Origin of the sequence: Buttiauxella sp. B2 (assembly GCF_006376615.1) — a bacterium.
Taxonomy (GTDB): domain Bacteria; phylum Pseudomonadota; class Gammaproteobacteria; order Enterobacterales; family Enterobacteriaceae; genus Buttiauxella.
Map to the genome: position 1 here is coordinate 1 of NZ_VEXQ01000028.1, position 24,429 is coordinate 24,429.

Here is a 24,429-nt window from a genome sequence, read left to right on the forward strand (position 1 = left end):
CAGCTGTTCCCGGATACAGATAACCGGGACCTGAGCGAAAGCGATAAGCAGCTGATCAGCAATCTGGCGACCATCGCGTCGGGCCTGACAGGGAATCTGACAGGCGACAGCAGCAGCAGTACCACCGCCGGAGCACAGGCCGGGAAGAATGCGGTGGAGAATAACTACCTTAGCTCAAAAGAAGCCCGTCAGCTTGATAAAGAAATGCAGGAGTGCAAAGCCTCTGGTGGTGACTGCAATAATGTCGTTGAGAAATACATAAACATCAGCAATCGAAACAGCAAGGAGCTGGTTGAAGCCTGTACTGGCGGTGGTGTCGCCTGTGTAACCTGGCAGGAACTGATACAGGGTGACACCAATGTTGCTAATGATGCTAATCCGTCACAGGTCAGGCTGGATGAAAAACTGAAAGATCCGAGTGCCGCAGCGCTGGTCAATTACCTTAATGGAACTGATCTTAAATTCTTACAGGATAATATTACACAGGGCGATCGTATAATGTCTGTTATTAGCGATCCAACATCCTGGCCGGTAGCGATAATGGGCGGAAAAGCCATTATCACCAATGCAGTAAATAATACCAAAGAACAGCTTATAGCTGTGGGAGTTGGTGCCGGGGTAGGGGCCGGGATTCAGTATGGTACAACTGGTGAGGTTAAATTGTCGGACGTAATTGGTTCAGTCATCGTTGGTGGCATCACCGCTGGTAAAGGATACAACCCAACAGTGGCATGGAATGCGGCAGGTGGTTACTATCAGGCTGAAATTAGCGGTGACGATCCGTTTATGGCAGCCCTACTGAGCAAAGCAGGGGCATCTGTTGGCTATGCCGCAGGCAATGTTATAAAAGTTCCATTTGATAAAAAATTAAACCCTATATCAAAACAGTATGAATGGGTTCCAGCAGGAGTCTGGACAATAACTAAACCGGTATCACAAAGCCCACTACCATCAATAGTCGGTAATATTGGTGATTCTGCCGTATCTGGTATGGTTCAGGATAAGCTAAAAAATGGTGGAGGTAAGTGATGAACAATAGAACAAAATCATTACTTAATCTTTTATATTTATGCTTTTCGATGAGTGTGGTTCTATTAATTTTGACAATATTTGGCCGTCTGTTGGGTGCATGGTTGGCTTGGGATGTGAATGGTAATTTTCCATTTTCGTTGAAAGATATATTTATGTCTCTCAAGTTAACTTGGATGGGCATACCAGCTGGTTTTATTTTTTGGTATTTCTATTATCGATGAAACATGAAAAATCCTAATCTTTCGAGATTGGAATATATTATTGTGGAGAATAATTTCCTTGGTGCGACATCATCAGACAAACTCGACAAAGCGGTTGAGAGAATTAAGAACGGTGATAAGTCGTTAGCTACAGCCAATGAGCTTATCAAGCTGGAAAACGCAGACAAGCGCAGTGATGCACTAGCCTCTAAATTTACTAAAGACCCCTCTCAAATGAGCAGCACAGAGAAAGCTGAACTGGCGGGTTACCTGCGTGTTTATGCCTCTGAGATGGAGAGGGAATACGGCACAGCGGTATCGCAGGAACTGGTTAAAGGGCTGCTTTCTGGGCAGGATTATATAAAACGTAGCCCTGATTCTGAAGCTATGTCTAAAGCCCAGAGCATTATGAACACCTGGGGCTACCATAAATCGAATGCCAGCATCGGTGATGCGCCGCTGATGTTTGGTGGCAGTGTGCTGGGTATTACGGTGAAAGGTATGGCTGCTAACGCAGCCATAGGTACGGCAGTTAATACCGGTGTTCAGCTAAGCGGAAATGATCCGTTCAGCTACGTTGATGCGATTATGGCCGGAGTCACAGCGGCTGCAACGACAGGAAAAAGCTGGCAAGCCTCTGCAGCTATCAATATGGGTGGGGCTGCAATTGGTAGCAGTATTAAGGGGGAAGATCCGACTAACTCCAGCATTGCTGCTGGGATGGGTTCTATATTTGGCGGCGGCATTGGCAAAGTGGCAACTGAGCAATTAAAACCTGTCATTAAAGAAAGTAGCGCTGAAATAATTGGTGCAGTTACCGGTTCAACTGTAGGAGAGGTTACCGGTAATAAAGTTAAAGAGAAGCTTGATAATGCAGGTAAAAAAAATGGAAAAAATTAACATTAAGGGTTTGGTTAAATTAATTTTTTCCTGTGTGAGCATATTGTATGTTGCCATAGTATTTGCATACCTAATGGCGTCAGTAATTGTTTATTTTAAAATAGATATATTTGAATTTGATTGGAAAGAAGCTTTCGCTGATGCTTTCAGAAAAGGTATTACTGGCGGCTTAATACTTGGCTTCGGTATCTGGATTAAAGCCAAACTACAAGAGCGCAAAAACAAAAAAAGAAGCAGATAAATAAATCCACAACAATCCCAGTCAGAAGGCTGGGATTGTTGCTGAGAATAATCTTCTGGGTGGGAATGAGGACACTCAGACAACGTTTGTTCAGGAACATGGCAAGAATATTGCGTCCTGTGCAGACAATCCGGGTTCAGCGTCGTGCCAGAAAGGACTGGCGATGAACGATGCGTTGATGGTGGCACTTCCGGCTGGTCTTGGTGGTGGTTTACTGGCTGCGGCCACACCAGAAATCGCGGCGGCGGCCCAGGCCGCAATACAGGCATGTGCGGGTAACGTGGTGTTGTGCCTGAATAATGCCGGTATCCAGTTATCGGAAGCGATAGTGCCGGGAGGTGTGGGTGCCAGTGGCGCGATAGGGATAGGCAAAACGGCGGCAGAAGCGACGGCGGCGAAGGCAGAGTCGGTCGCGGCTGATGCGGCTCACAGTGCAGCCAGTGGTCTGAACCTGAATAAGTCGCTGGCGAGTGAAGCTCAGTTGGCTGATCTTGCTAAAAGCGGAGATGCTTCGCTAGCTGGTAATGGATCTAAAGATCCGTTACGTGATGCACCTAGGTTAGTAGCAGAATATGGCGGTAAGGTGTCTGACTGGAGCAAAGTATCCAGTAAGAGTTATACCGCTGCTGATGGCTCGCAATTTGAAATTCATGCTTACCGTAATGCAATAACAGGTCAACTGGTTGAGCCGAAAACCATCCCAACACAAAAATAAGACAACATAATGAAAGTTAAATGTATTGCAACAAGCTTAACCGCAGAGCAAAAACAAAGTATGGGTCTCGATGAGCATGAAGATCCTCAATACCCTTTCGTTATTGGGACGGTTTATACAGTTCTTGGTATTCATACACAAATAGGGCGTTACGCCGGAACAATACTAAAGATCCCAATGAGATATGCTGTACCTGCGCCGGCATGCCTTTTTGAAGTTGTTGATGATCGCCCATCAACATATTGGAAAATAAAAAGTTTAAGTGAATACGAACTAGCTTTATGGCCTGAGGAACTATATCAGGAATACTTTCAAGACGATCTTACCGATGGCGTTCCTGAAGTTATCGAGATCTACAAACGGGTTGTCGAACGGTTAGAAAGCGAGTTTGATTAAAACCAACCCCGGGCACCGAGCCGGGGTTGTTGCTTCTACGCCATCAAACGCCCTTCCTCTCTCGGCCGCAGCTGGATAACGCCGGGGGCGGTGGTGACGTCAAGTTGTGCGGCGTCGGTGATGCCGGACCCGGTCAGCGTGCCAGCACTTGCCGATCTAAATAAAAATCGCATAGCCGATAACAAGCTGCGCGAGGTCACGCCGACGCATGCCACGACGGGAATGGGATTGGCTGTGTTAGGGGCACTGACCGGAAACATCAATAGCGGTGATTTTGATAAAGAGAATTACAAAGGAAACACTATTGATGCATTGACCAATCCTACGGATGCCTGGTTTACGCCGAAAGCGAAGCAGAATATCAGCCAGTGGTTGGAGGCCAACGCTAATGGTTATGCTTACAAGCAGCCACTTTATATTGGTCATGCTACATGGGCGCTAGTTTATAACGATGCAACGGCGGCCACCCCGTCTTATCAGCTGAAATACAAGGTGATTTTCTATAAGCGCCCTGAAAGTGGCAATATGTTCTCGGCCTTTACTGTAGCGGAATGCTCGCCAACACCGGTGGAAGCAAAATTATCTGACTGGCGCATGGATAATTATGCCAGAGTCACAACCGAGACAGAAAAGTATATGAATAGCTGTTTGCTTGAGCTTAACAATCAATTGCCGCGCTTGCTTAAGAAATAATTCCTTTTGAACGTGATTTATTGAAAGGGAAGCTGGCTTCTCTTTCAAACCTGCATTACCGCTTTTCAAGCATCACTTTCGCCATCACGCCCTGAAAAAAGTAACGTTACGGTGAACTCATCTTCCAATAGTTTTTCATGTCGTTAGCATTGGTTTTATCTCAAATTCTGTCGCCATTGAGGAAAACCAATTCAATCCCAAAAACGTTATACGCTTGATGAAAAAATACAGCACGTCGCCAGCTGGTGGACCAGTGGGCTGACTCGACAACAATACTGCGCACTCCACACCATCAAATTTTCGACTTTCAGGGTAAGCATGCGGGGAACTCACATTGACGGACCTGTGAGGGTACCCGCAGGTGGCAACATTGGTATGCAGGCGGGCGTGACATCAACCTGGAAATTGCGACAGAAAGTGATGACCACTTTAAAGAAGAGACGAAACCCAAAAGCGGGCTCCTGAAGAAAATCACCACGCATACAGTGGTGGGGGATGGTGATGTCAGTCTGTCAGCAGGCAAGAACATGGATAAGAGCATGCTTCCTACTTAACCCGCACCTCACCCAATATCCAGTCATGAAATGCCTTAACTTCCGGGCGTTTCAAAGACGCGCTTGAACACACCACGTAATAAGACCAGCTAATCGGCCAGCGGATTTCCGGGAATAGCTGCACCAGGCGGCCAATATCCAAATCCTGCTGCACCAGCGCTTTGCGCACCAGCGCGACTCCCCGGCCACTGAGCACCGCTTGAATCACGGTGGCGGTGGAGTTGATGTGAAGACACGTTTGCTTCACGCCTTCGAGCCCCACTTTTTGCAGCACGCTTTCCCATGACGGGAAGTTAGCGCCGGGGTGCGGCGTATCGTCCTGAATCAGTTTTTGTTCGTATAACCAATCCGTATTCGCAAGCCCAGTGGCGGGAAGTGTAGAAGGGCTGCAAATCATCACCACTTCTTCGTCCATCATCCAGTCAGCCACTAAACCTTTCCAGTTACCGCCGCCGCATCGAATACCAACATCTGCTTCGCCATGGCTGAGATCGATGAGCCGGTCTGCCACATCCAGGCGCACGTCGATTGAATCATTATGTTCTGAGAAACGGCTAAGACGCGGCATCAGCCAGTTCATCACCAATACTTGCGATGCGGTGACAACCAGCACTGAACGTGCTTTTCGCCCGCGTAGTTTTTTTAGCCCGCTTTCTAGTTTATCCAGGCCAGCTGTAATGTCTTCAAGCGCATTCTGAGCTTCGTTAATTAGCGACAAGCGTTCATTACCGGAACGGCTGCGCACCAAAAGCGGATGCCCAACCCATTCTTCTAATGCCCGTACCAACTGGCCTACCGCCGCAGGTGTAACGCCAAGTTCGGTTGCCGCACCGGTAAAGCTGCCGTGGCGCGCGGTAGCCTCAAAAGCCTGCAACCATTTCAGCCTGTTCAGGATACGCATCGGGTCTCTTTAAATTAATGAGATAGTTTTTCTATCTCAAAAGTGTAGTTCTTATGGTTCGTGTGAGTCGAGAAGAACTGGCATTCTTTGCGCATCGACAAGGAGACAAGTTTCTTCTGTGTAGCACCTAACAAAGAATTTATTTTGGAGATAAACATGAGCAATGTATTCGCAGGTAAAAAGCTTCTGGTTGTTGGCGGCACGAGCGGTATGGGTCTGGAAACTGCGCATGTGGTTCTGGAACAAGGCGGCAACGTGGTGCTGGTAGGCAATCGCCAGGCGAAAGCGGAAGAAGCACGTGCAGCATTGGCACCGCTAGGCCAGGTTTCCACCATCATCGCTGATTTGATGACGACTGATGGCATGAAGCATGTGATGGAAGTAGTGAATGCCGAACACCGTGATATTGACCTGCTAGTGAATGCTGCCGGTGTGTTCTTCCCGAAACCTTTTGCCGAGCACGAAGAAGCGGATTACGACATGTATATGAGCATCAACCGCACGACGTTCTTTATCACCCGCGATGTGGTGAAAAACATGCTGGCGGCGGGAATTAAAGGATCCATCGTCAATATTGGTTCAATGAGGGCGCAGCAGGCGATTGGTGCAACACCGTCATCTGCTTATTCCATGGCTAAAGCTGGGTTGCATGCACTGACCAAAAATATGGCCATTGAACTTGGCGGTAACGGAATTCGTGTGAATGCGGTATCACCAGCGGTAGTGCAAACGCCGATTTACGAAGGTTTTATTCCGAAAGAAGACGTTCGCGGTGTAATGGACAGCTTCAACAGCTTCCACCCAATTAACCGTGTGGGCACGCCGCACGATGTTGCGGAAACGGTGGCTTTCCTGCTGTCTGATAAAGCTGGTTGGGTAACGGGTGCGATTTGGGATGTCGACGGCGGCGTGATGGCTGGACGTAACTAATATTAGTGCAGATAGTGACTTTGCCCAATCTCTGGAATCTGGCGAACAATATTGAAGTACAAGATGACCAGATTTTTGATTAAGCGAGTATTTTGAATGAACAAAGGTGGATGAGCGCAAAGTTTATCCACTTTTTAAGAACCCGCCTGAATATCTGAAAGACCTTTCCTACAGCTGTCATCCAAATATGATTGATATCATGTTAAGTGTTATTCACATAATTATAAAAACAAGGCTTAAATAAATACATTTGAATTATTTTGGTTACTTATTTGGGTGTAAACATTTCAGAACGATTTATTCAGCAATGTTAAACTCTCGTTCTCTCCAGATTTATCCTTATTTCCGTCATACTTCCAGATGTAGATGCATTGACGGTATCTCAAAATAATATAAGCATAATTATCATAATACTGCACCTGCGGTCTGGCATCGCTATTTCCTTTTTTCTATCAGGATTTTATAACGCAATGAACGCGATAATTATTGACGACCACCCATTGGCGCGTATCGCCATTCGCAACTTACTCGATACCAATGGCATTACGGTCACTACTGAGCTGGATAGTGGTGAACTGGCGGTGCAAACCGCAGAAAAACTCAAGCCAGAACTGCTGATCATTGACGTAGATATTCCCGGTATCAGTGGTATTGAAGTACTGGAACAATTACGCAAACGGCACTATGTCGGGATGATTATTATCATCTCGGCCAAGAATGAATTGTTCTACGGTAAACGCAGTGCCGAATGCGGGGCTAATGGGTTTGTTAGCAAAAAAGAAGGAATGAACAATATTCTCGCGGCTATTGAAGCTGCGAAAAATGGCTACAGTTATTTCCCTTTCTCACTCGAACGCTTTAGCGGTTCGGCCATCACTGAACAAGACAAGCTGGATACGTTATCTACCCAGGAAATGAAAGTATTACGCTATATCCTTAATGGCATTGATTACACGACCATCGCCAGCAAAATGAATATCAGTAATAAGACCGTTAGCACCTATAAAAGCCGCTTAATGGAAAAGCTGGATTGTTCCTCATTAATGGAACTTTATGATTATGCGCAAAGAAACAAAATAGGATAATGCTATGCAGGCTCGATTATATTTTTCACTGGTAGTGATGTTTTGCTTAAGCATTTTTTCAGCCTTCGGCGCGAGCGAATTGATCGAGCTTAAAAGTAATTACCAGCCATCGTCGCTGGATATTCCTTTAAGCTCCGAAGAATTGCGTTGGTTGGCACGCAAAAGCACCCTGACGGTTGGCACCTGGTTGCCGGAAATTTCACCCATCGATTATGAAAGCGGAGGGGAACATTACCAGGGTGTGAATGCAGATTATCTGGCGCTGCTGCAAAAGAATCTGAACATTAAAATTGCTATCAAACAGTACGATAACGAACAAGAGGCCCTTGCTGCGCTCTCAAGAAACGAAGTCGATACTTTGTTGACTCAGCTATCTCAGCGCAAAAATATAGGCAGTGATTTGCTGCGCACCTCGGCGTTAATAAAGACTTGGCCGACGCTGGTCACTTCACTCAAAAATACGTTGCTGCCACTGACCACCAGCAAAAAGGTTACCCTTGCTTGCGTGCGAAATTGTTCGTTCCTGGATGTGGCTAAGGTGGCATTTCCTAACGCGAAAATTACCTTTTATGATAGCGACTACCAGGCGATGTCGTCTGTTATGACTGGGCAGAATCAATATTTTATTGGTAATAACGTGACTACTGCTAATTGCATCTCCAAATATTTCTCGCAGTCGCTGGTTATTACTCACTACTTTAACAAGCAGCAGCAATACAATTATTTTGTCACCAGCCAGAATCAGCCACTGTTGCAAAGCATCCTTGAACATTTTATTACCTCTATCAGCAATGAAACCCATATGCGGGTGATGCAGAACTGGTTGAATCGCGGCAATCTTGCCTACCTGAATAAGCCGATTCCCTTCAGCCCAGAGGAGAAAAGCTGGCTTAAAAAGCATCCTGAAATCCGGGTGTTGATTAACCCAAATTATCCGCCCTTTACGCTTGTCGATAATGACGGTGAGTTGCGCGGCATCATGGCTGATTTGCTCAATATCATCCAATTGCAAACCGGGCTGGAATTTAAGCCAGTTATCGTCAATTCCAATAGCGAAATGACGAAGAAAATGGCTCAGGGCGATTGGGACATGATCCCCGCAGCCACCCTCAGTAATGAAGCACAGAAATTTGTCTCGTTTAGCGATCCGCTAATGAATGTCTCGTTCGTGATTGTTACGGCACACCGCGAAACGGCTGCCACATTACAGGCAAAACCGATGCGCATCGCACTGGCAACGGGGAGTATTCTGGCGCACGATTTAAAGCAGCGTTACCCGCAGGCATCCTGGGTCGAAACGAATAATGTCAGCGTGGCGATGAAAATGGTCGAGGAAGGTGAGGTTGATGCGGCGGTTACTTCCGAGCTTTCAGCCCGCTACATGATTGATCATTACTATCCGCAAAATATGCACTATATGCGATTGCCTGACATGCCCGCTGCTTCAATCAGCTTTGCGATGTCGCGCGATGAACCGCAACTTAAATCTATTTTGAGTAAGGCGCTGCAAGCCATTCCCCCACGCGACATTCTGCAAATGACGGAGAAGTGGTCGAAAATCTCCAGCGTGCAGAAAGATACCTGGAGCCTCTACAGCAAGCAGTTCTACCAGTTGGTTATCTTCGCTCTGGCGTTGATTGCCATCAGCCTCGGTTGGGGGCTTTCGCTGTCGAGTGAAGTACGTAAGAGAAAGCAATCGCAACGGCAGCTTGAAGAACAGTTGCAGCTCAAAGAAGCGCTGTCCCACGAACTGGAGGCCGAAAAAGATAAAGCGATTCAGGCTACTAAAGCGAAAAGCCGCTTTCTTGCCAGCATGAGCCATGAGTTGCGTACGCCAGTTAGCTCTATTGTGGGTTTCTTAGAATTGCTGTCGAGTTCAGATCTAAATGCCAGTCAGCGTAAAGAAGCCATTGCCCTGGCCGGAGCTACCGCCCAATCTCTGCTGGGGCTTATCGGCAAGATCCTTGATGTCGATAAAATTGAGTCTGGCAAATATCAGATTGCCCCGCAGTGGACGGATTTAACGCAGCTGACAGACCTACAGTGTCATTCCTTTGACGCGCTAGCTAAGCAAAAAGGCGTTGCGCTGCGCTGCATCAGCGAGCTGGCTACTAATGACCGGGTTTTGATTGATCCGCAGGCCTGGCGGCAAATCCTCACCAATCTGGTCGGTAATGCACTGAAGTTTACCGATCAGGGGTATATTCAGGTTTCTGCCCAGCTGATACGTCAAGATGATAAACACGGCACGCTAGTCGTCACGGTTAGCGATACCGGCTGTGGCATCAGCCCGGAAGAGCAGGAAACGTTATTCCATCGTTATGTTCAGGCACGCCAGGGACGTAAACAAACGGGCTCAGGTTTGGGGTTGGTCATCTGTAAAGAGCTGGTGACGCTGATGGGTGGCACGCTGGAGATGAGTAGCCGTCAGTCACAGGGCACCACTTTTACGATTACCCTGGCAGTTGAAACCGCGAAGCAATTGCTCACGCCGACCAGCGATACCCCGGCGGCCTTGTCACCACTGCCGCGTTTGTCGATTCTTATTGCCGACGATAATCCGACCAATCGCCTGTTGCTAAAACGCCAGCTGAACGCCATTGGCTACAACGTGGATGAGGCTTGTGACGGTGAAGAGGCCGAAGCGAAAATCGCCAATAAGCAGTATGACTTGTTGATAACTGACGTGAATATGCCGAAAAAAGACGGCCTGGCGCTGGCTGCGTCTTTGCGCCAGCAACATTTGCGGCTGCAAATCTGGGGGCTCACCGCCAGTGCGCTTTCACAATCGCGTGAACAATGCCTGCAAAGTGGGATGGACAAGTGTTTGTTTAAACCGGTTTCGATTCAAACCCTGACCCACGAGCTGAGTAAACTCGACAGTGACCGCTCGTCGCCTTCTGTCACCCGGCATTTAAAACTCAGCATTTTGAATGAGAATACTGGTGGCGATCGCAAGTTGATGAACGAGATTCTGGAAACGTTTCGTGAAGCATCGGCCAATGATTTGCAAATGGCATACCGCTCGATAGAGCAGGATGAACCGCAGATGTTTTTGCACGCATTACACCGCCTGCATGGCTCGGCGCAAATTCTGGAAATCACCGTGCTACAGGAATTGTGCGAGCCTTTTGAGTCGCGCCGATATGACGCATTGCCGCTTGAAGTCCGGCAGGAGGCATTAGAAAAAATTGCCGCTGTGATGCGAGAGATAGAAGTTGAGATAGACAGTTTGATCAGTCATTAATCAGTTTGGTCGGGCGAGCTGCCCGACCATTCTCTGGACGCACTCTCAATACGAACGCAGATTAGTTTGATGCTGCAAACATTTCGCTATCAACAACGATGCCGTCTTCAGCGCCTTTGAGTACCAGATTAGCTTCGTAATATTTACCGGTTTCCAGTAGTTTTTGTGCCTGTGCAACTGCTTTACGAGTGTGGTTCAACGGCATCAGATACTGGTTTTCCATCACGCCAATACCCGCCAGTCGTAAAGTATCCATTGCACCTTTCTGATCGCCTTTCGCCATTTTTTCGTTGGCAGATTTGATGGCGCTCTCTTTGGCCGGAGTCGCAACATAGTCTTCGGACAGGGCGACGGTGGCGTTAATGATCACGTATTGATCGTCAATCATCTTCGCTTTAGCATCGGTTTTCACAAATTTAGCCCAGTCGATGCTGTCATCTTTCAGTAGGGTTGCTGCGTCATCAGTCAGCTTTTTAGCACTTGCTGGCTCACCGTGGAACAGTGCTAGTCTTGCGAACTGAACATCACGCATGGCATTCGCGCCCTGTACTGCAACTTGCATCACATCAGCGGCTTCTTTTTGAATTTGTGCAGTTGTCGCGGCGGTTTGCGCTGGAGTGGTGGCGGTTGCTGCTAATACAGGCGCAGAACTCATCATGGTTGCCAATAGACCTGCCAGAATTAATTTTTTCATTATCTTCTCCTTAATAAAATAGGTGTTCATCACCAGACGACAGCAGAATAATAAATAAATATCGTGATGAACATCAGAGTGTCGAATGAATAATGAAGGGGTTGTCCGACATTTGTCAGAATACGGATACAGGTGTCAGATTCAGCGTATAACGATGCGTCTTTGCTCTTATTTACTCGGTCGTATAACAAGTTTTACTATTTAAATCATTAAATATACGGCGGAGAATTTATGTTCATCTTTAACCAATATAGACTAAAGGCGCTTAACGAAAGCTCTCGCCTTTATTATAAAAAACATTCCCTGGTCATGGCAGTGCTTCTGCTAATTTGTGGTGCTTGCTGTCTTATCTATCCATTTATGGCCGGACTGTACCTCAGTTATCTCACTGGCATGATGTTTATGATCTGCGGTTTCTATACCTTTTATAGCTTGATTGTTTTTCGCAAGCAGCACTGGAAATCTAAATTTGTTAGTGCGGTTTTTGCCCTTGCCTGGTTATTGCTCGGTTATGCCTTCATCATTAACCCTGTGGTAGGCATGAATTCGTTATCAATCATTTTTTGTTGTTTGTTTATTATCGGCGGAGTTTCACGCATCGTTTCTGGCTTCAGAATGCGTGGCCACGCGGGATACGCCTGGAACATCCTCATCGGTATTTTCGACCTACTGATTGCCGCTATTTGGCTGGGTATGAACCCCGAACAATCGTATCTCTTTACTACCGCTTTTATCGGCCTGGAGATGATCTTTAGCGCTGGGGGCTTTATCTCATTGCGTAAGAAACTTTCGCCAGCGCAACCTAAAAAACTGGCTCTCAAAGACACACAATAATCACTGGAATAATTTATGAATCTTAAAGTAAGTATCTCGATAATTATTGCTGCTGCGGCTATGGCAACCACGATTAATAGTGCTTTCGCAGAACAAGAAACGACTCCGCAAAATATGACTTGTCGTGAATTTATGGATATGAATCCAAAATCTATGACGCCAATTGCCTTTTGGGTGGTGAATAGAAATACCGATTTTAAAGGCGGCGATTATGTTCATTGGCATGAAGTGGAAACCGTCGCTGTACCGAAAATATTTAAACAATGCCAAAAGACACCGACAGCAAAACTGGGTGAATTGACCCCGGCGATTAAATAACTCCATACGCACTATTAAATTAATTATTAACGAACCTGTTGCGAATTAAGGATTAATCATGACTATGCTTATTCAGCCCATCGGAAATGAAAATGACGATGTATATGCTTCCGTTGAATTATCAACTTCACTGCCAAAAACAGCATTTCCGGTTCAGGAAAGTAACCCGCGTAATGTGTTTCATGCCATTCATGATGAATTGATGCTGGATGGTAATTCCCGTCAGAACCTGGCGACCTTTTGCCAGACCTGGGTTGATGACGAAGTTCGCCAGTTGATGGATCTCTCCATCGACAAAAACATGATTGATAAAGACGAGTATCCACAAACGGCTGAAATTGAACGACGTTGTGTGACTATGCTTGCCGATCTGTGGCATTCCCCGTCAGCCACCGAGACACTGGGTTGCTCAACCATCGGTTCTTCAGAAGCGGCAATGCTGGGCGGCCTTGCGCTCAAATGGAGCTGGCGTAAACGTCGTGAACTGGCAGGGAAATCTACCGATAAGCCGAATATGGTGTGTGGCCCGGTGCAAATTTGCTGGCATAAATTTGCCCGCTATTTTGACGTTGAATTGCGTGAAGTGCCGCTCGAAGGCGACCGCCTGATGATGACCGCCGATGAAGCGATTAAATATATCGACGAGAACACCATTGGCGTGATGCCAACCCTGGGCATTACTTTCACCTGCCAGTATGAGCCAGTTAAAGAAATTCATGATGCGCTCGACGATCTGTTCGAACGCACAGGCCTTGATATCCCAATGCATGTTGATGCTGCCAGCGGTGGTTTCCTTGCCCCATTTTGTGCACCTGAAATTGACTGGGATTTCCGCCTGCCACGGGTGAAATCAATCAATGCTTCTGGCCACAAATTTGGTCTTGCACCGCTCGGCGCAGGTTGGGTGGTATGGCGTGAAAAACAGGATCTGCCAGAAGAACTTATTTTCAACGTTAACTATCTCGGCGGCAATATGCCGACCTTTGCGCTGAACTTCTCGCGTCCGGGTGGGCAAATTGTCGCGCAGTATTATAACTTCCTGCGCTTGGGTCGCGAAGGCTACCGCAAAATCCACATGGCTTGTTACGAAACAGCACGGTATCTGGCGCGTGAGATTGCGGCGATTGGCCCATTCGAAATCATCTTTGACGGCAACCAGCGCAATGGCATTCCGGCACTGACCTGGGCGCTAAAAGCTGACCAGCACAATTGCGGCTACACACTGTATGACCTGGCGGATCGTCTGCGCAGCCGTGGTTGGCAGGTACCTGCTTATTCCATGCCGACTCATCGCGAAGACTTAGTCGTACAGCGCATCCTGGTGCGTCACGGTATGAGCATCGATCTGGCTGAATTGTTGATTGCCGACTTGAAACGCACCCTTGAAGCGCTGGAAAAAAATCCGGTCACTCAACCGCTTACCGCACAGGAAGCCGGTGGCTTCAACCACGCTTAAACCCTTTCTTATCAATCAACCAGAGAGCTTTTCAGCAACGGCTCTCTTTATTCATCACGCATGAACATCCGCAGGCTATTCCAGCCTGTGGATGCGGAGAGGATTATGTCCACCACAACAACTAACACCCCCGCAAGGTCGCTCACTTTACTTGGTTTTTTCGCTATTACCGCGTCGATGGTGATGGCGGTATATGAATATCCTACGTTTGCCACCTCAGGTTTTAGCCTGATTTTTTTCCTGCTGATGGGCGGGATTTTCTGGTTTATTCCCGTCGGCCTGTGCGCTGCTGAAATGGCCACCGTTGAAGGTTGGGAAGAAGGGGGCGTGTTCGCCTGGGTTTCCAATACGCTCGGCGAGCGCTGGGGATTTGCCGCTATTTCCTTTAGCTACCTGCAAATCGCCATTGGCTTTATCCCGATGCTCTATTTTGTACTCGGCGCGCTCTCTTACATTCTCAGTTGGCCAGCACTGAATACTGATCCACTGGTTAGAACGATAGCCGCGGTCATTATTCTGTGGGGGCTCGCACTCACTCAATTCAAAGGGACTCGCTACACCGCGCGCATTGCCAAACTTGGTTTCTTCTGTGGGATTTTATTCCCGGCGGTGGTTCTGGTTGCCCTGGCTGTGGCATGGCTGTATCACGGCCAGCCTCTGGCTATTGAGATGTCGGCTAGCACTTTCTTCCCTGATTTTTCACAGATTGGCACGCTCGTGGTGATGGTGGCGTTTGTGCTCAGCTATATGGGTGTTGAAGCCTCGGCGACTCACGTTAATGAAATGACTAACCCTGCGCGCGATTATCCGCTGGCAATGTTCCTGCTGGTGATTGCCGCTATCGTACTGAGTTCAATTGGCGGTTTGTCCGTGGCGGCGGTTATCCCGCACGATGAAATTAATCTTTCTGCGGGTGTGATGCAGGCATTTAGTTCACTGATTGGTTACTACGGTCCAGGCTTTGAATGGGCGATTCGTACGGTTTCCGCATTATTAATGCTTGGCGTACTGGCAGAAATTGCTTCGTGGATAGTTGGCCCATCTCGCGGCATGTTAGTCACCGCACAGAAAGGGTTGCTGCCAGCTCGCTTTGCCAAAGTGAATAAAAATGGTGTGCCGGTCGCGTTGGTTATCTCACAGTTGACCATCACGACCATTGCATTGGTTGTTCTCACCAATACCGGGGGCGGTAGCAATATGTCTTTCCTGGTTGCCCTGTCGCTCACAGTGGTTATTTATCTGTGCAGCTATTTGATGTTGTTCCTCGGATATATCCAGCTTGTGCGCAAACAGCAGGATAAAAAACGTGCCTTCCAAATTCCTGGTGGGCAGAAAGTGAAACTGATTGTCGCCTGCTCCGGACTTATCGTTTCCGTGCTGGCGTTTATCGTTTCGTTTATCCCACCGAGTTCTCTGCCAGGTGCACATGCCCATGATGTATACGGCGGCTTGCTGGTGGTTTGTTTTGTGTTGGTATTCATCCTGCCGTTCAACGTTTATCTGTTCCGCGATAAAGCGAATAAAAAACTAGCACCGGAAATCGTGCCGGTAAAAGTTGATAACGCACCGCCAGGACACTTTGTGGTTCACCCGAAAGCACGTCCGTCGCATTACCCTAAACGCTAAATTAACCGTCGTGCCATCCACCGTGTTTGCGCAAAGTGTGGATGGCGCTATCGCTATTTTTCTGTATTAACGGATAATGGCCGATTCTGAAACGACAGTTTATTTTTGGTAAGGGAAGGGGCGTGAGCAATAACGTTTCGCTGTTTACTGATAAGAAATTCGCATGGATGGGTGCCGCTTTTTGTTGTTTGCTGTGGGGAAGTGCTTACCCGGCAATTAAAAACGGCTATGAAATTTTTCAGATAGCGACGGATGACCTGCCGGGAAAAATTGTTTTTGCGGGTTACCGTTTTATTATCGCGGGCCTGTTATTGCTGGCGTTTGCCTCTCTACAAGGCAAGCCGATAGCGCGGTTATCGCGTCAGCAGTTTTCACAACTTGCGGTATTGGGCGTAACCCAAACGGCAATTCAATATATCTTCTTTTATATTGGCCTGGCTTACACCACGGGTGTAAAAGGCTCAATTATGAATGCCACTGGCACCTTCTTCAGCGTCTTGCTGGCGCATTTTATCTATCACAACGACAAGTTGAGCATCAACAAAGTGGTGGGCTGCGTACTGGGGTTTGCTGGCGTAATGGTGGTGAACTTCAACAGCCAGTTGATGGACTTCAGTTTTAGCTGGATGGGTGACGGCTTCGTGGTGCTGGCTGCATTTATTCTTTCTGCCGCATCTTTGTATGGCAAACGTATTTCGCAGACCATGGACGCGACGATTATGACCGGTTGGCAACTGGCGATTGGTGGCGTAGTGCTGACGGTTGGTGGTTATGCCAGCGGCGGAACACTTGCGTTTCATGGCTGGGAGTCAGTGGCGATTCTCGGTTATCTGGCGTTGTTGTCTTCTGTGGCCTTTGCGCTGTGGAGCCTGCTGCTCAAGCATAACCGCGTAGGAATGATTGCACCGTTTAACTTCCTGATCCCGGTATCGGGTGCGGTGCTTTCGGCCATTTTCCTGCAAGAGAGCATTCTCGAATGGCGTTATGCCCTGGCACTGGTGCTGGTTTGCTTCGGTATCTGGCGAGTGAACGTTGTGCGCAGATAGTTTACAAAATCGGCAAGTGCAGGCCATTATTTATTCACACCTAATTCAGATACCCAAAATAATTCGAGCTGCATTGAGGCGGCAAGAGAGCGAATCCCGATGAGCTTACATGAGTAAGTGATTCGGGTGAGCGAACGCGGCCAACAAAGAAGCAGTTTGAAGTATGACGGGTATAAAGGACCTGCCAATGACCAGACTGACTGCAAAAGATTTCCCGCCTGAATTACTCGAATACTTCGATTTCTACGTACACGGAAAAATCAGCAAGCGTGAGTTTCTCGACATCGCCGGGAAATTTGTTGTCGGTGGGCTTTCTGCTGTTGCCCTCGGAACGCTGCTAACGCCGAATTACGCCTTCGCCGAGCAAGTGGAATTTACCGACCCCGATATTGTGGCTGAATATATCCAATACCCATCTCCGCAAGGGCATGGGCAAGTGAGGGGCTACATGGTACGCCCGGCGAAAGCTGAGGGTAAAGTTCCGGCCGTGGTGGTGGTGCATGAAAACCGTGGGCTCAATCCTTACATTGAAGATGTGGCACGGCGCGTCGCCAAAGCCGGATTTATTGCACTGGCACCAGACGGATTAAGCTCGGTTGGCGGTTATCCGGGTAATGATGAAAAAGGGCGCGAGCTGCAATCTCAGGTCGACCCGACGAAACTGATGAATGATTTCTTTGCCGCAATTGAGTTTTTGATGCACCACGATGCAGTGACCGGGAAAGTTGGCATCACCGGTTTTTGTTATGGCGGAGGGGTTGCGAATGCCGCAGCGGTGGCTTATCCGGAATTAGCCGCAGCCGTGCCGTTCTACGGGCGTCAACCAAAAGCGGAAGATGTGCCACGCATAAAAGCGCCTTTATTACTGCATTACGGTGAGCTGGATTCGCGCATTAACGAAGGATGGCCTGCGTATGAAGCAGCGCTGAAAGCGAACCATAAAGTCTACGAAGGTTATATCTACCCAGGCGTGAATCATGGATTCCACAATGACTCGACACCGCGTTACGACAAAGCAGCGGCGGAGCTTGCGTGGTCGCGAACCATCGACTGGTTCCGCAAGTATCTGGCCTAAGCCTATCCCTGAATAAGGATCCTGGCCCCTAGCGCGATGCCATTTTTGCCGCTGCGTTTAATCAGATACATGGATTCATCGGCACGAATTACCGCATCACTAAAGTTGTCGCTGGCCCAGGATTCGTTAACGCCAATGGAAACACCGACGCTCGCGGTCCCATTACCCAATTCAAAAGGTGTGATGGCAGCATCAAGGCAGCGTAGGGCAATTTTGCCGATTTCTGGGCTTTCCAGCGACCACGGTAGCAGCAGGATAAATTCATCTCCCCCGATGCGACCGATGGTGACCTCTGGTGGACATGCATCATGCAGCCGTTGGCTTAATTGCAGGAGAACCTCGTCACCGCTGCGGTGGCCCAGGGTATCGTTAACGTTTTTAAAGTTATCGAGGTCGATAAAGGCTATCGACAGTGCGCCGAGTTTTTTTAATAGATCAAACTGCGAATGCAGTGCGTAGCGGTTGGCAAGGCTGGTCAGCGGGTCGTGGTTGGCGAGTTTAGCAAGCTGTTGTTCGTACTGTTTTTCTTTGGTCATGTCGATGTGCGTGCCGGTGACTTTGAGTGGTTTTCCGTCATCACTCCATTCGCTTACTCTTCCCCGATCAAGCACCCAGGTAATGGTGCCATTTTTCGCCTGCATGCGATGCAGCGCTTCATAATAGGGTGTTTTACCGTCGAGATGGTCGTAAAACGCAGCCAATACCATCTCTTTGTCTTCCGGGTGCAGGTGCTCACGCCACACATCAAAATGAGCGCTAAGTTCTTTGGGCCGGTAGCCCAGCATGGAACCCCAGCGGCGATTGAAAATAACTAACTTGCCGCTTGGCAAATCTAATTGCCATAAACACAAGCCTGTCCCGTCCAGAGCTGCACTCAACTTGTTTCGTGAGTCGTGTGCAATTCTCTTGAGCCGGGCATTGTGCTTTTTGAGGTTCTGGATCTGCTGCCTGAGAATATCTTCTGACATTGACCATAATTATGAACAAATAATATTCATTTTTAACAGCTATTGGTTAGTTGTAAATATGGCGGAGAAAATATCTTGTTAATTCCACTGCCGATGCGGTGTGGTCGCCATTTTTCTTTTCTCAACTGGAAGTAAGGATAAAAATACGCCGCTGAGCATTCCCGCGAGCAAAATCCACGAAGTCGAAGAAAACTCGCGGTCCATAACCATGGATTCCAGGAAGACGGCGATAACAGGGAAGCAGATAAACACTAACGATGTGTTAAAAGTCGACACACGCTTTTGCAGTGAGAAATAGCACAGGATCCCGAATACGCCCGCTACCACTCCGAGGTAAATAATTGAAGATAAAGACAGCCAGGTGATACTTCCAATTTCTGGCTTCTCGACTATCGCGCCAGTCAGCGTTAGCAGTACACCCGCCGCCAGGCAGGGCAGAGCGTTGAACGTGAACAGCGAAACCCGGCAGTTACGCCGCTTGCATTGCACGTACATAAAAGCGTGCATGATGACGGCGACAACGATGGCGAATGCGCCTTTCCAGTTGTTGCTCAGAGCGGTTCTGGATTCTTCCTGCAGCAGGCTAAACAGAGACAGAATGGTCAGCAACGCCCCCGCGAGTTGCAGCAAGCTGGTGGGAGCATTGAGTACTGCAATCGAAATCAACACTACGGCGACAGGCATGCTGGCGAAGATTATCGCGGCTGTGCTGGCGTTGACATACTGTTGGCCATAAATCACCAGCGTAAACGGCAAGCAAAAACAAAATAAGAACACGCAGAACTGGAATAACCGATGGCCTGGCGGAAATAACAATGACCCGCGGGTGATACGCAACAGCAAGAACAGCAGGGGAGCGGCACTTAAAAAGCGCAGCCCCGTGGCAAATATCGGCGGCATGCTGACCAATGCGAATTTCATGGCAAGCCAGGTTGTCCCCCACGTCAGAATAACGATAGTGAAAAGAATAAGTATTTTTGCTTTCTGCATAGGGGACTCCTTTTTAGCCTTAAATCAATGATCGATATAGAGATAATGTGTCCAGCTGGTCATGCGCAGCAGGATTTTACGGATAATAGAAACATGCTCGAAATACCCTGAATACACCGCGACCTGGCCCATGGTCCCAGCGGGTAATCTCTCCACATCTGCAACATTGTTCAGTTCAATTTCGGCATAGATACCGTCGAGTTTTGGGTCAAGACTCAGGCCTTGCAAATGGCCCTGAGCCTGATAGCTACTGTTGGCAATTGCAGGGAGGATTTGCTTCACTTTTCCTTTAACTACGCTGCCAGGCAGACCATTAAAGACCACTTCAGCCTGGTCGCCAGCGGTTAAACGCAGGGCAGAGTTTTGGCGGAATACGGCGTAAACACTGGTTTTCTGTTCGGGAACAAATACCATCACCGGACGCAGCGGTAACGGACGCACAAACATACCTGGTTTCAGGAAAAGCTGTGTGGCGTAACCATCGCTAGGAGCGCGAATAACCGTTTTCGCAAGGAAATATTCTGCTTCTTTAAGCTGAGACTTCAGCCTGTACACCGTGGCATTTTCACCGTTTACCAGGGCATCCAACTGGGCTTCCGTTTGATCTCTTTTCGACAGGGAAGAGCGCCACTGTGCTTGTGCCGCCAGATAATTTTGTTGTGCGCTAACCACTTCCTGGTCGGTAAACGGGCTTTTCATTTTGTCCCGGCTACCATTGCGGTAACGGTCTGCATCTTTTAATGCTAAATCACGTAATGCTTTCGCTTGTGAGATATCGGCATTTTCGGAAGCCAGGCGTGCTTTAAGCATTTCAACGTTCTGCTGGGCGCTTTCAATCTCACCTTGCAGCGCTTCGACTTTGGCCTCATATGCGGTTGGGTCGATACGGAATAAGAAATCGCCTTTTTTCAGCTTCTTGTTGGCGTCGGGGGTGACTTCTACCACCACACCTTCTACTTCCGGAATAATAGGCAATGTCACTGTAACCATCTGCGCCCGTTCGGTATAAGGATGGTTATAGTTCATTAATAACAGCAGTGAGCCAATAAGAATAACCCCACCCAATACAGCAGTCGGAACACTCCATTTATTTAGCGGAATTTTAAAGAATTTAAATATACCAAAACAAATTGCGGTATAAGTAAGGATAAGTAATAAATCCACAATGTATCCTGGTTAATTAGTCGGTTGTTGATGACTTGCTTTTATTGTGTTCGTGCTGAGATTCCAGCCGCGCCAGTCTTTCTCTTAGCATTTCTATTTCATTATTTTTAACGGTAAATCCCCAGCCTCTGTCTTCGCGATATAACATCGCCCAGATCCACAGGAACGGCCATAATACATGCAGTGTGAACAAACTCACCCAACCTGCAGCATGAATGGCATCTTGATGAGGATGATTGCGATGCACCGCAATTTCATAGGGAATATCGTGTACGACAATCACGCCATAAAAGAGCGTAAGGGCTACAAAAATAAGCACGCCTAAGGCAAAGTAATCGAGAAACATAGATGGGTGCCCCCGTAATAAAATGTTTGGTGACACTAAAGAGAAGGTGTGATGGCTGCCACTTTTATTTCATTTAAAAATAAATATCAGATCATTTTCCTATTGCACAAAGACGTAATAACGTGCAATAGGAAAAATGGAAAATTACACTTCTTTTCAACACGGAAATAGTTGTAAGGAATTTGATAAATTTTGTTTTGTTGGTAACAATCACGGTTGTATCTATCGGCCAAAAACAGCAAGGTGTCGCACCCTGCCAGGCTTTTAGTGTGATACACCGCTATCTTTCGAGTTGTAGGGATATTGGCTACACACGCCCAGTCGCTTAAACTTACGTCAATGACTGGGGATGAGCCCCCTTACCGCCTACCTGCAGCTCAAAATATAAAGGTTATATACTCTAGGGTACAGGCGTAAACAGACAGTAATGGAAACAAAATGACGATACCTCCTCCCACCCGCCCGGAAGCCGCAATCGAGCGTCTGATTGCAGTCCTGGAACCCCATGGAACGCCGATGGAAGTCGTTCCCCGTAAGCGCATAAACTGGGGGTATAAGCATAGCCCGCAATTTTATATCTTCAAGAAAGGCGAGTTATCTGTCCTGCGGACAACAGACGGCCTGGTTATCGCGACGGTATACGATCAAAATGTGTTCGGCATTGCAGAGAGCATACAACCTCTACGCAGCCATATTTTGCGTGCAGAAACCGAATGCACCATACTGCGTCTTGATGCCAGTCTGGCGCATGAACTTATTACCCAGCATGATATGTGGAAGGATATAGCGATAATCCTCGCTTATTACACCACCCGTCTTTTCTATCGTGATTCTGTTGTGGTACAGCAACGCACATATTCCATCATTCGTGGCCATCTTGTTGAGCTGATTCTTTTGCCAGAAGATTTACGATTAAGAACATCAATCCTTGATTATATTCAGGAGAGAACTCACTTATCACGTAGCAGTATTTTAAATGTGATGTTTGCCTTAAAGAACGGTGGATACATAGAGATTAAGCGTGGCGGATATTTACTGAATGTTATAAATTTGCCAGATAAATTCTAGCTTTCAGCTTAGTAATCAGCGAGGTAAATGCGTGGCTACCATTATCTCGTCTAATTTTTTTTCATGTAAAAATAAACAAAAATAATATTCCATCAGCAAGGATCCCTGAATATTATTCGTCGCTGAAATATTAAAACCACTGAGTAACCTCTCAGCAGCGATTTCAAGGATCATTATGAAAAAGTCTCTTATTGCATTAATCGTACTCAACGCCTTCGCAGTAACAAATGCTAATGCCGCAGCCGATGCCAATACCTGGTACGGTGGTGCAAAATTAGGATGGTCACATTATTTTGATGCCAACGGTAACAATAATTCTAATGGTGACCTGAATAACGCCAATGAGTTTGATACCAGTAATGATACCGTTGGTGGCGGCGTATTTGGTGGTTATCAAATCCTTCCGTGGTTGGCTGTTGAAGGTGGTTACGACTATCTCGGCAATATGCAGATTCAAGGCAACAACGGTGTTGATGGTGCCAAAATGGGCGCTCAGGGTCTGCAACTGTCTATGAAAGCCAGTTATGCATTTACTGAAAGCTGGGATATTTATGGCCGTGCGGGTGCAATGGCATATCGTGCAGAAACTCAACAAGATGACCGTACCAAATTTGAGACAGGCGTGCGCCCATTGGCCGCTATCGGTACAGAATATGAGTTTAATGACAACTGGGCTGGCCGTGTAGAGTATCAGTGGGTAAGTAATGTAGGTAACTCTAACCAGATTGGTGTCTCTGCTGATGTTGGTACGGTAACTGCCGGTGTGGTTTACCGTTTTGGTCAGAATGCAGCAGCGCCTGTCGTTGCACCAGCACCTGCTCCAGTGGAAGCGCCAGTTGAACCACAACGCTTCAATCTGAAATCGGACGTTATGTTTGGTTTTAACTCCTCCACCCTTTCACCTGAGGGTGAAGCTGCGGTACGTGATCTCTACAATCGTCCAGAAATTCAGGCTGCTAAAGAACAAACCACAGTAGTGATTGGTTATAGCGATCGTATGGGTTCTTCGAATTACAACCTCGACCTTTCTACAAAGCGTGCGCAGAGCGTGGCGGATGAACTGGTTCGTTTAGGGATGCCAGCACAGAATGTTCAGGCTGAAGGCCGTGGTTCAAGCGAACCCGTTACCGGAACAACCTGTGATTCGGTGCAAGAGCGTAATGAGCTGATCAACTGCCTGGCTCCCGATCGCCGTGTTGTTGTAGAAATCGCAGGTGTAGCAGTACAACAGTAAATCTCCATGTAGTATTAAAAAAATAGCAGTGACGTCCGTTTTGCCCGATGCATTGTGCCTGTCGGGCTTTTTTTTGGTCTGAAAACCCTGATTCAAAATAAGGAAAGCGATGAAATTATTAAAAGTGGTTTGTTTGGTTGGCGCGACACTTGCAGCAAGTTCAGCAAGTGCAGTGACATTTCACGGTGAGGCCGGCGGTGAATGGACCAACCTTGGGATAGCTTTTGGCGCAAATGAGCCTGGTTTTGTCTTTAGCGGTAACTGGGCACACAGCGATAACGATGGCGATATTGCAAGCCTGGGAATGGGCTGGAATATCCCGCTTGGTTCGATTTTGATTACTCTGGGCGGCAAAACGCTTTATCTGAACCCGGATGATAATGATGAAGGTTATGCCGTAGCCGTCGGTGGCGGAGCACAACTTCCACTGGGCGAACATTTTACCCTGTTTGGCGATGGATATTATTCACCCGATTCACTCTCCAGCGGTGTGGACCAATATGGCGAAGCGAATGCTGGTCTTCGCTGGAACATTAATCCAACTTTGTCAGTTGAAGGTGGATATCGTTATGTCGGGATGAAAGGGAAAGACGGCCATAGTGATAATATCCTGGCGGACGGTGGCTACGCAGCGGTCAATTTCAGTTTCTAAATACCCGTCATGCTTCTGGTAGCAGGGGGTTGGTTGCAACTCGAATTATTTATGACATAAATTT

23 protein-coding genes and 1 pseudogene are annotated in these 24,429 nt (G+C 47.6%); 18 read left to right on the forward strand and 6 right to left on the reverse strand.

From position 1 onward, the window contains the following. From FH968_RS20710 to FH968_RS20740, 6 genes and pseudogenes are all read left to right on the forward strand, one after another. A partial coding sequence (locus tag FH968_RS20710) for a VENN motif pre-toxin domain-containing protein (protein WP_223271355.1) occupies positions 1 to 1,029 on the forward strand: 1,029 nt, incomplete at its 5' end. Positions 1,030 to 1,295: 266 nt separating this feature from the next. Continuing rightward, positions 1,296 to 2,132 (forward strand): annotated as a pseudogene (locus FH968_RS20715) (hemagglutinin); the annotation flags it as partial. Beyond that, positions 2,119 to 2,373 (forward strand): hypothetical protein, encoded by a 255-nt coding sequence (locus tag FH968_RS20720; protein WP_139882887.1) that lies wholly within the window; start codon positions 2,119 to 2,121, stop codon positions 2,371 to 2,373. The pseudogene FH968_RS20715 and the gene FH968_RS20720, both read left to right, overlap by 14 nt. A gap of 163 nt (positions 2,374 to 2,536) precedes the next feature. Beyond that, the gene (locus tag FH968_RS23960) at positions 2,537 to 3,088 is read left to right on the forward strand and encodes a hypothetical protein (protein ID WP_223271356.1); all 552 of its coding nucleotides are present in this window, start codon (positions 2,537 to 2,539) and stop codon (positions 3,086 to 3,088) included. Between the two features lie 9 nt (positions 3,089 to 3,097). After that, a complete protein-coding gene (locus tag FH968_RS20735; protein WP_139882889.1) occupies positions 3,098 to 3,484 on the forward strand; it encodes a hypothetical protein in 387 nt (128 codons plus the stop codon). A gap of 93 nt (positions 3,485 to 3,577) precedes the next feature. Then, positions 3,578 to 4,177, forward strand: coding sequence for a hypothetical protein (locus tag FH968_RS20740; protein ID WP_223271357.1), 600 nt, complete (start codon positions 3,578 to 3,580; stop codon positions 4,175 to 4,177). Between the two features lie 546 nt (positions 4,178 to 4,723). Here FH968_RS20740 and FH968_RS20745 read toward each other — a convergent pair. Next, positions 4,724 to 5,632: a LysR substrate-binding domain-containing protein gene (locus FH968_RS20745; protein ID WP_139882893.1), complete on the reverse strand. Its 909-nt coding sequence runs from the start codon at positions 5,630 to 5,632 to the stop codon at positions 4,724 to 4,726. Between the two features lie 156 nt (positions 5,633 to 5,788). Here FH968_RS20745 and FH968_RS20750 point away from each other — a divergent pair, with 156 nt between their 5' ends. From FH968_RS20750 to FH968_RS20760, 3 genes are all read left to right on the forward strand, one after another. Beyond that, a complete protein-coding gene (locus FH968_RS20750) occupies positions 5,789 to 6,562 on the forward strand; it encodes an SDR family NAD(P)-dependent oxidoreductase (RefSeq protein ID WP_139882895.1) in 774 nt (257 codons plus the stop codon). Between the two features lie 470 nt (positions 6,563 to 7,032). Beyond that, entirely contained in the window at positions 7,033 to 7,647 is a 615-nt protein-coding gene (evgA, locus tag FH968_RS20755) for an acid-sensing system DNA-binding response regulator EvgA (RefSeq protein ID WP_139882897.1), read from the forward strand. A 4-nt stretch (positions 7,648 to 7,651) separates the two neighbouring features. Beyond that, positions 7,652 to 10,894 (forward strand): transporter substrate-binding domain-containing protein, encoded by a 3,243-nt coding sequence (locus FH968_RS20760; RefSeq protein WP_139882900.1) that lies wholly within the window; start codon positions 7,652 to 7,654, stop codon positions 10,892 to 10,894. Between the two features lie 61 nt (positions 10,895 to 10,955). Here the strand turns inward: FH968_RS20760 and FH968_RS20765 are convergent, their stop codons facing one another. Then, positions 10,956 to 11,588: a YfdX family protein gene (locus FH968_RS20765; protein ID WP_139882902.1), complete on the reverse strand. Its 633-nt coding sequence runs from the start codon at positions 11,586 to 11,588 to the stop codon at positions 10,956 to 10,958. Positions 11,589 to 11,819: 231 nt separating this feature from the next. Here FH968_RS20765 and FH968_RS20770 point away from each other — a divergent pair, with 231 nt between their 5' ends. The 6 genes from FH968_RS20770 (at position 11,820) to yghX (ending at position 17,943) form a co-directional block, all read left to right on the forward strand. Next, complete coding sequence (locus FH968_RS20770; RefSeq protein ID WP_139882904.1) at positions 11,820 to 12,422, forward strand: HdeD family acid-resistance protein; 603 nt, start codon at positions 11,820 to 11,822, stop codon at positions 12,420 to 12,422. Positions 12,423 to 12,437: 15 nt separating this feature from the next. After that, complete coding sequence (hdeB, locus tag FH968_RS20775) at positions 12,438 to 12,740, forward strand: acid-activated periplasmic chaperone HdeB (RefSeq protein ID WP_139882906.1); 303 nt, start codon at positions 12,438 to 12,440, stop codon at positions 12,738 to 12,740. A gap of 64 nt (positions 12,741 to 12,804) precedes the next feature. Beyond that, positions 12,805 to 14,196, forward strand: a complete 1,392-nt coding sequence (locus FH968_RS20780) for a glutamate decarboxylase (RefSeq protein WP_139882953.1) — start codon at positions 12,805 to 12,807, stop codon at positions 14,194 to 14,196. Positions 14,197 to 14,301: 105 nt separating this feature from the next. Further along, the gene (gene gadC, locus FH968_RS20785) at positions 14,302 to 15,822 is read left to right on the forward strand and encodes a glutamate:gamma-aminobutyrate antiporter (protein ID WP_139882909.1); all 1,521 of its coding nucleotides are present in this window, start codon (positions 14,302 to 14,304) and stop codon (positions 15,820 to 15,822) included. Positions 15,823 to 15,989: 167 nt separating this feature from the next. After that, on the forward strand, positions 15,990 to 16,868 hold the full coding sequence (locus FH968_RS20790) for a DMT family transporter (RefSeq protein WP_139882956.1): 879 nt from the start codon (positions 15,990 to 15,992) through the stop codon (positions 16,866 to 16,868). 187 nt (positions 16,869 to 17,055) lie between these two features. Continuing rightward, on the forward strand, positions 17,056 to 17,943 hold the full coding sequence (gene yghX / locus FH968_RS20795) for a YghX family hydrolase (RefSeq protein WP_139882911.1): 888 nt from the start codon (positions 17,056 to 17,058) through the stop codon (positions 17,941 to 17,943). A 2-nt stretch (positions 17,944 to 17,945) separates the two neighbouring features. Here the strand turns inward: yghX and FH968_RS20800 are convergent, their stop codons facing one another. The 4 genes from FH968_RS20800 to FH968_RS20815 form a co-directional block, all read right to left on the reverse strand. Next, positions 17,946 to 18,911: a sensor domain-containing diguanylate cyclase gene (locus FH968_RS20800; protein ID WP_139882913.1), complete on the reverse strand. Its 966-nt coding sequence runs from the start codon at positions 18,909 to 18,911 to the stop codon at positions 17,946 to 17,948. 78 nt (positions 18,912 to 18,989) lie between these two features. After that, on the reverse strand, positions 18,990 to 19,901 hold the full coding sequence (locus FH968_RS20805) for a DMT family transporter (protein ID WP_139882915.1): 912 nt from the start codon (positions 19,899 to 19,901) through the stop codon (positions 18,990 to 18,992). A gap of 24 nt (positions 19,902 to 19,925) precedes the next feature. Further along, positions 19,926 to 21,065, reverse strand: a complete 1,140-nt coding sequence (locus tag FH968_RS20810; protein ID WP_139882917.1) for an HlyD family secretion protein — start codon at positions 21,063 to 21,065, stop codon at positions 19,926 to 19,928. A 16-nt stretch (positions 21,066 to 21,081) separates the two neighbouring features. Next, positions 21,082 to 21,411 (reverse strand): DUF3302 domain-containing protein, encoded by a 330-nt coding sequence (locus FH968_RS20815; RefSeq protein ID WP_139882919.1) that lies wholly within the window; start codon positions 21,409 to 21,411, stop codon positions 21,082 to 21,084. A gap of 438 nt (positions 21,412 to 21,849) precedes the next feature. On the opposite strand from FH968_RS20815, the gene FH968_RS20820 reads away from it, so the two are divergent. The 3 genes from FH968_RS20820 to FH968_RS20830 all read left to right on the forward strand — a co-directional run bounded on the left by FH968_RS20820 (position 21,850) and on the right by FH968_RS20830 (position 24,365). Further along, positions 21,850 to 22,479 carry a winged helix-turn-helix transcriptional regulator gene (locus FH968_RS20820; protein WP_139882921.1) on the forward strand — a complete coding sequence of 210 codons (630 nt, stop codon included), beginning with the start codon at positions 21,850 to 21,852 and terminating at the stop codon, positions 22,477 to 22,479. A gap of 175 nt (positions 22,480 to 22,654) precedes the next feature. Beyond that, the gene (gene ompA / locus FH968_RS20825) at positions 22,655 to 23,713 is read left to right on the forward strand and encodes a porin OmpA (RefSeq protein WP_139882923.1); all 1,059 of its coding nucleotides are present in this window, start codon (positions 22,655 to 22,657) and stop codon (positions 23,711 to 23,713) included. Positions 23,714 to 23,822: 109 nt separating this feature from the next. Further along, on the forward strand, positions 23,823 to 24,365 hold the full coding sequence (locus tag FH968_RS20830) for a YfaZ family outer membrane protein (RefSeq protein WP_139882925.1): 543 nt from the start codon (positions 23,823 to 23,825) through the stop codon (positions 24,363 to 24,365). Positions 24,366 to 24,429: the final 64 nt, after the last annotated feature.

Coding starts and splice junctions, on each gene's coding strand:
- FH968_RS20765 (WP_139882902.1), bottom strand. CDS start 11,588: ATGAAAAAATTAATTCTGGCAGGTCTATTGGCAACCATGATGAGTTCT.
- FH968_RS20790 (WP_139882956.1), top strand. CDS start 15,990: ATGGGTGCCGCTTTTTGTTGTTTGCTGTGGGGAAGTGCTTACCCGGCA.
- FH968_RS20735 (WP_139882889.1), top strand. CDS start 3,098: ATGAAAGTTAAATGTATTGCAACAAGCTTAACCGCAGAGCAAAAACAA.
- FH968_RS23960 (WP_223271356.1), top strand. CDS start 2,537: ATGAACGATGCGTTGATGGTGGCACTTCCGGCTGGTCTTGGTGGTGGT.
- evgA (WP_139882897.1), top strand. CDS start 7,033: ATGAACGCGATAATTATTGACGACCACCCATTGGCGCGTATCGCCATT.
- gadC (WP_139882909.1), top strand. CDS start 14,302: ATGTCCACCACAACAACTAACACCCCCGCAAGGTCGCTCACTTTACTT.
- FH968_RS20830 (WP_139882925.1), top strand. CDS start 23,823: ATGAAATTATTAAAAGTGGTTTGTTTGGTTGGCGCGACACTTGCAGCA.
- hdeB (WP_139882906.1), top strand. CDS start 12,438: ATGAATCTTAAAGTAAGTATCTCGATAATTATTGCTGCTGCGGCTATG.
- FH968_RS20815 (WP_139882919.1), bottom strand. CDS start 21,411: ATGTTTCTCGATTACTTTGCCTTAGGCGTGCTTATTTTTGTAGCCCTT.
- FH968_RS20805 (WP_139882915.1), bottom strand. CDS start 19,901: ATGCAGAAAGCAAAAATACTTATTCTTTTCACTATCGTTATTCTGACG.
- FH968_RS20745 (WP_139882893.1), bottom strand. CDS start 5,632: ATGCGTATCCTGAACAGGCTGAAATGGTTGCAGGCTTTTGAGGCTACC.
- FH968_RS20750 (WP_139882895.1), top strand. CDS start 5,789: ATGAGCAATGTATTCGCAGGTAAAAAGCTTCTGGTTGTTGGCGGCACG.
- ompA (WP_139882923.1), top strand. CDS start 22,655: ATGAAAAAGTCTCTTATTGCATTAATCGTACTCAACGCCTTCGCAGTA.
- yghX (WP_139882911.1), top strand. CDS start 17,056: ATGACCAGACTGACTGCAAAAGATTTCCCGCCTGAATTACTCGAATAC.
- FH968_RS20820 (WP_139882921.1), top strand. CDS start 21,850: ATGACGATACCTCCTCCCACCCGCCCGGAAGCCGCAATCGAGCGTCTG.
- FH968_RS20770 (WP_139882904.1), top strand. CDS start 11,820: ATGTTCATCTTTAACCAATATAGACTAAAGGCGCTTAACGAAAGCTCT.
- FH968_RS20780 (WP_139882953.1), top strand. CDS start 12,805: ATGCTTATTCAGCCCATCGGAAATGAAAATGACGATGTATATGCTTCC.
- FH968_RS20760 (WP_139882900.1), top strand. CDS start 7,652: ATGCAGGCTCGATTATATTTTTCACTGGTAGTGATGTTTTGCTTAAGC.
- FH968_RS20720 (WP_139882887.1), top strand. CDS start 2,119: ATGGAAAAAATTAACATTAAGGGTTTGGTTAAATTAATTTTTTCCTGT.
- FH968_RS20800 (WP_139882913.1), bottom strand. CDS start 18,911: ATGTCAGAAGATATTCTCAGGCAGCAGATCCAGAACCTCAAAAAGCAC.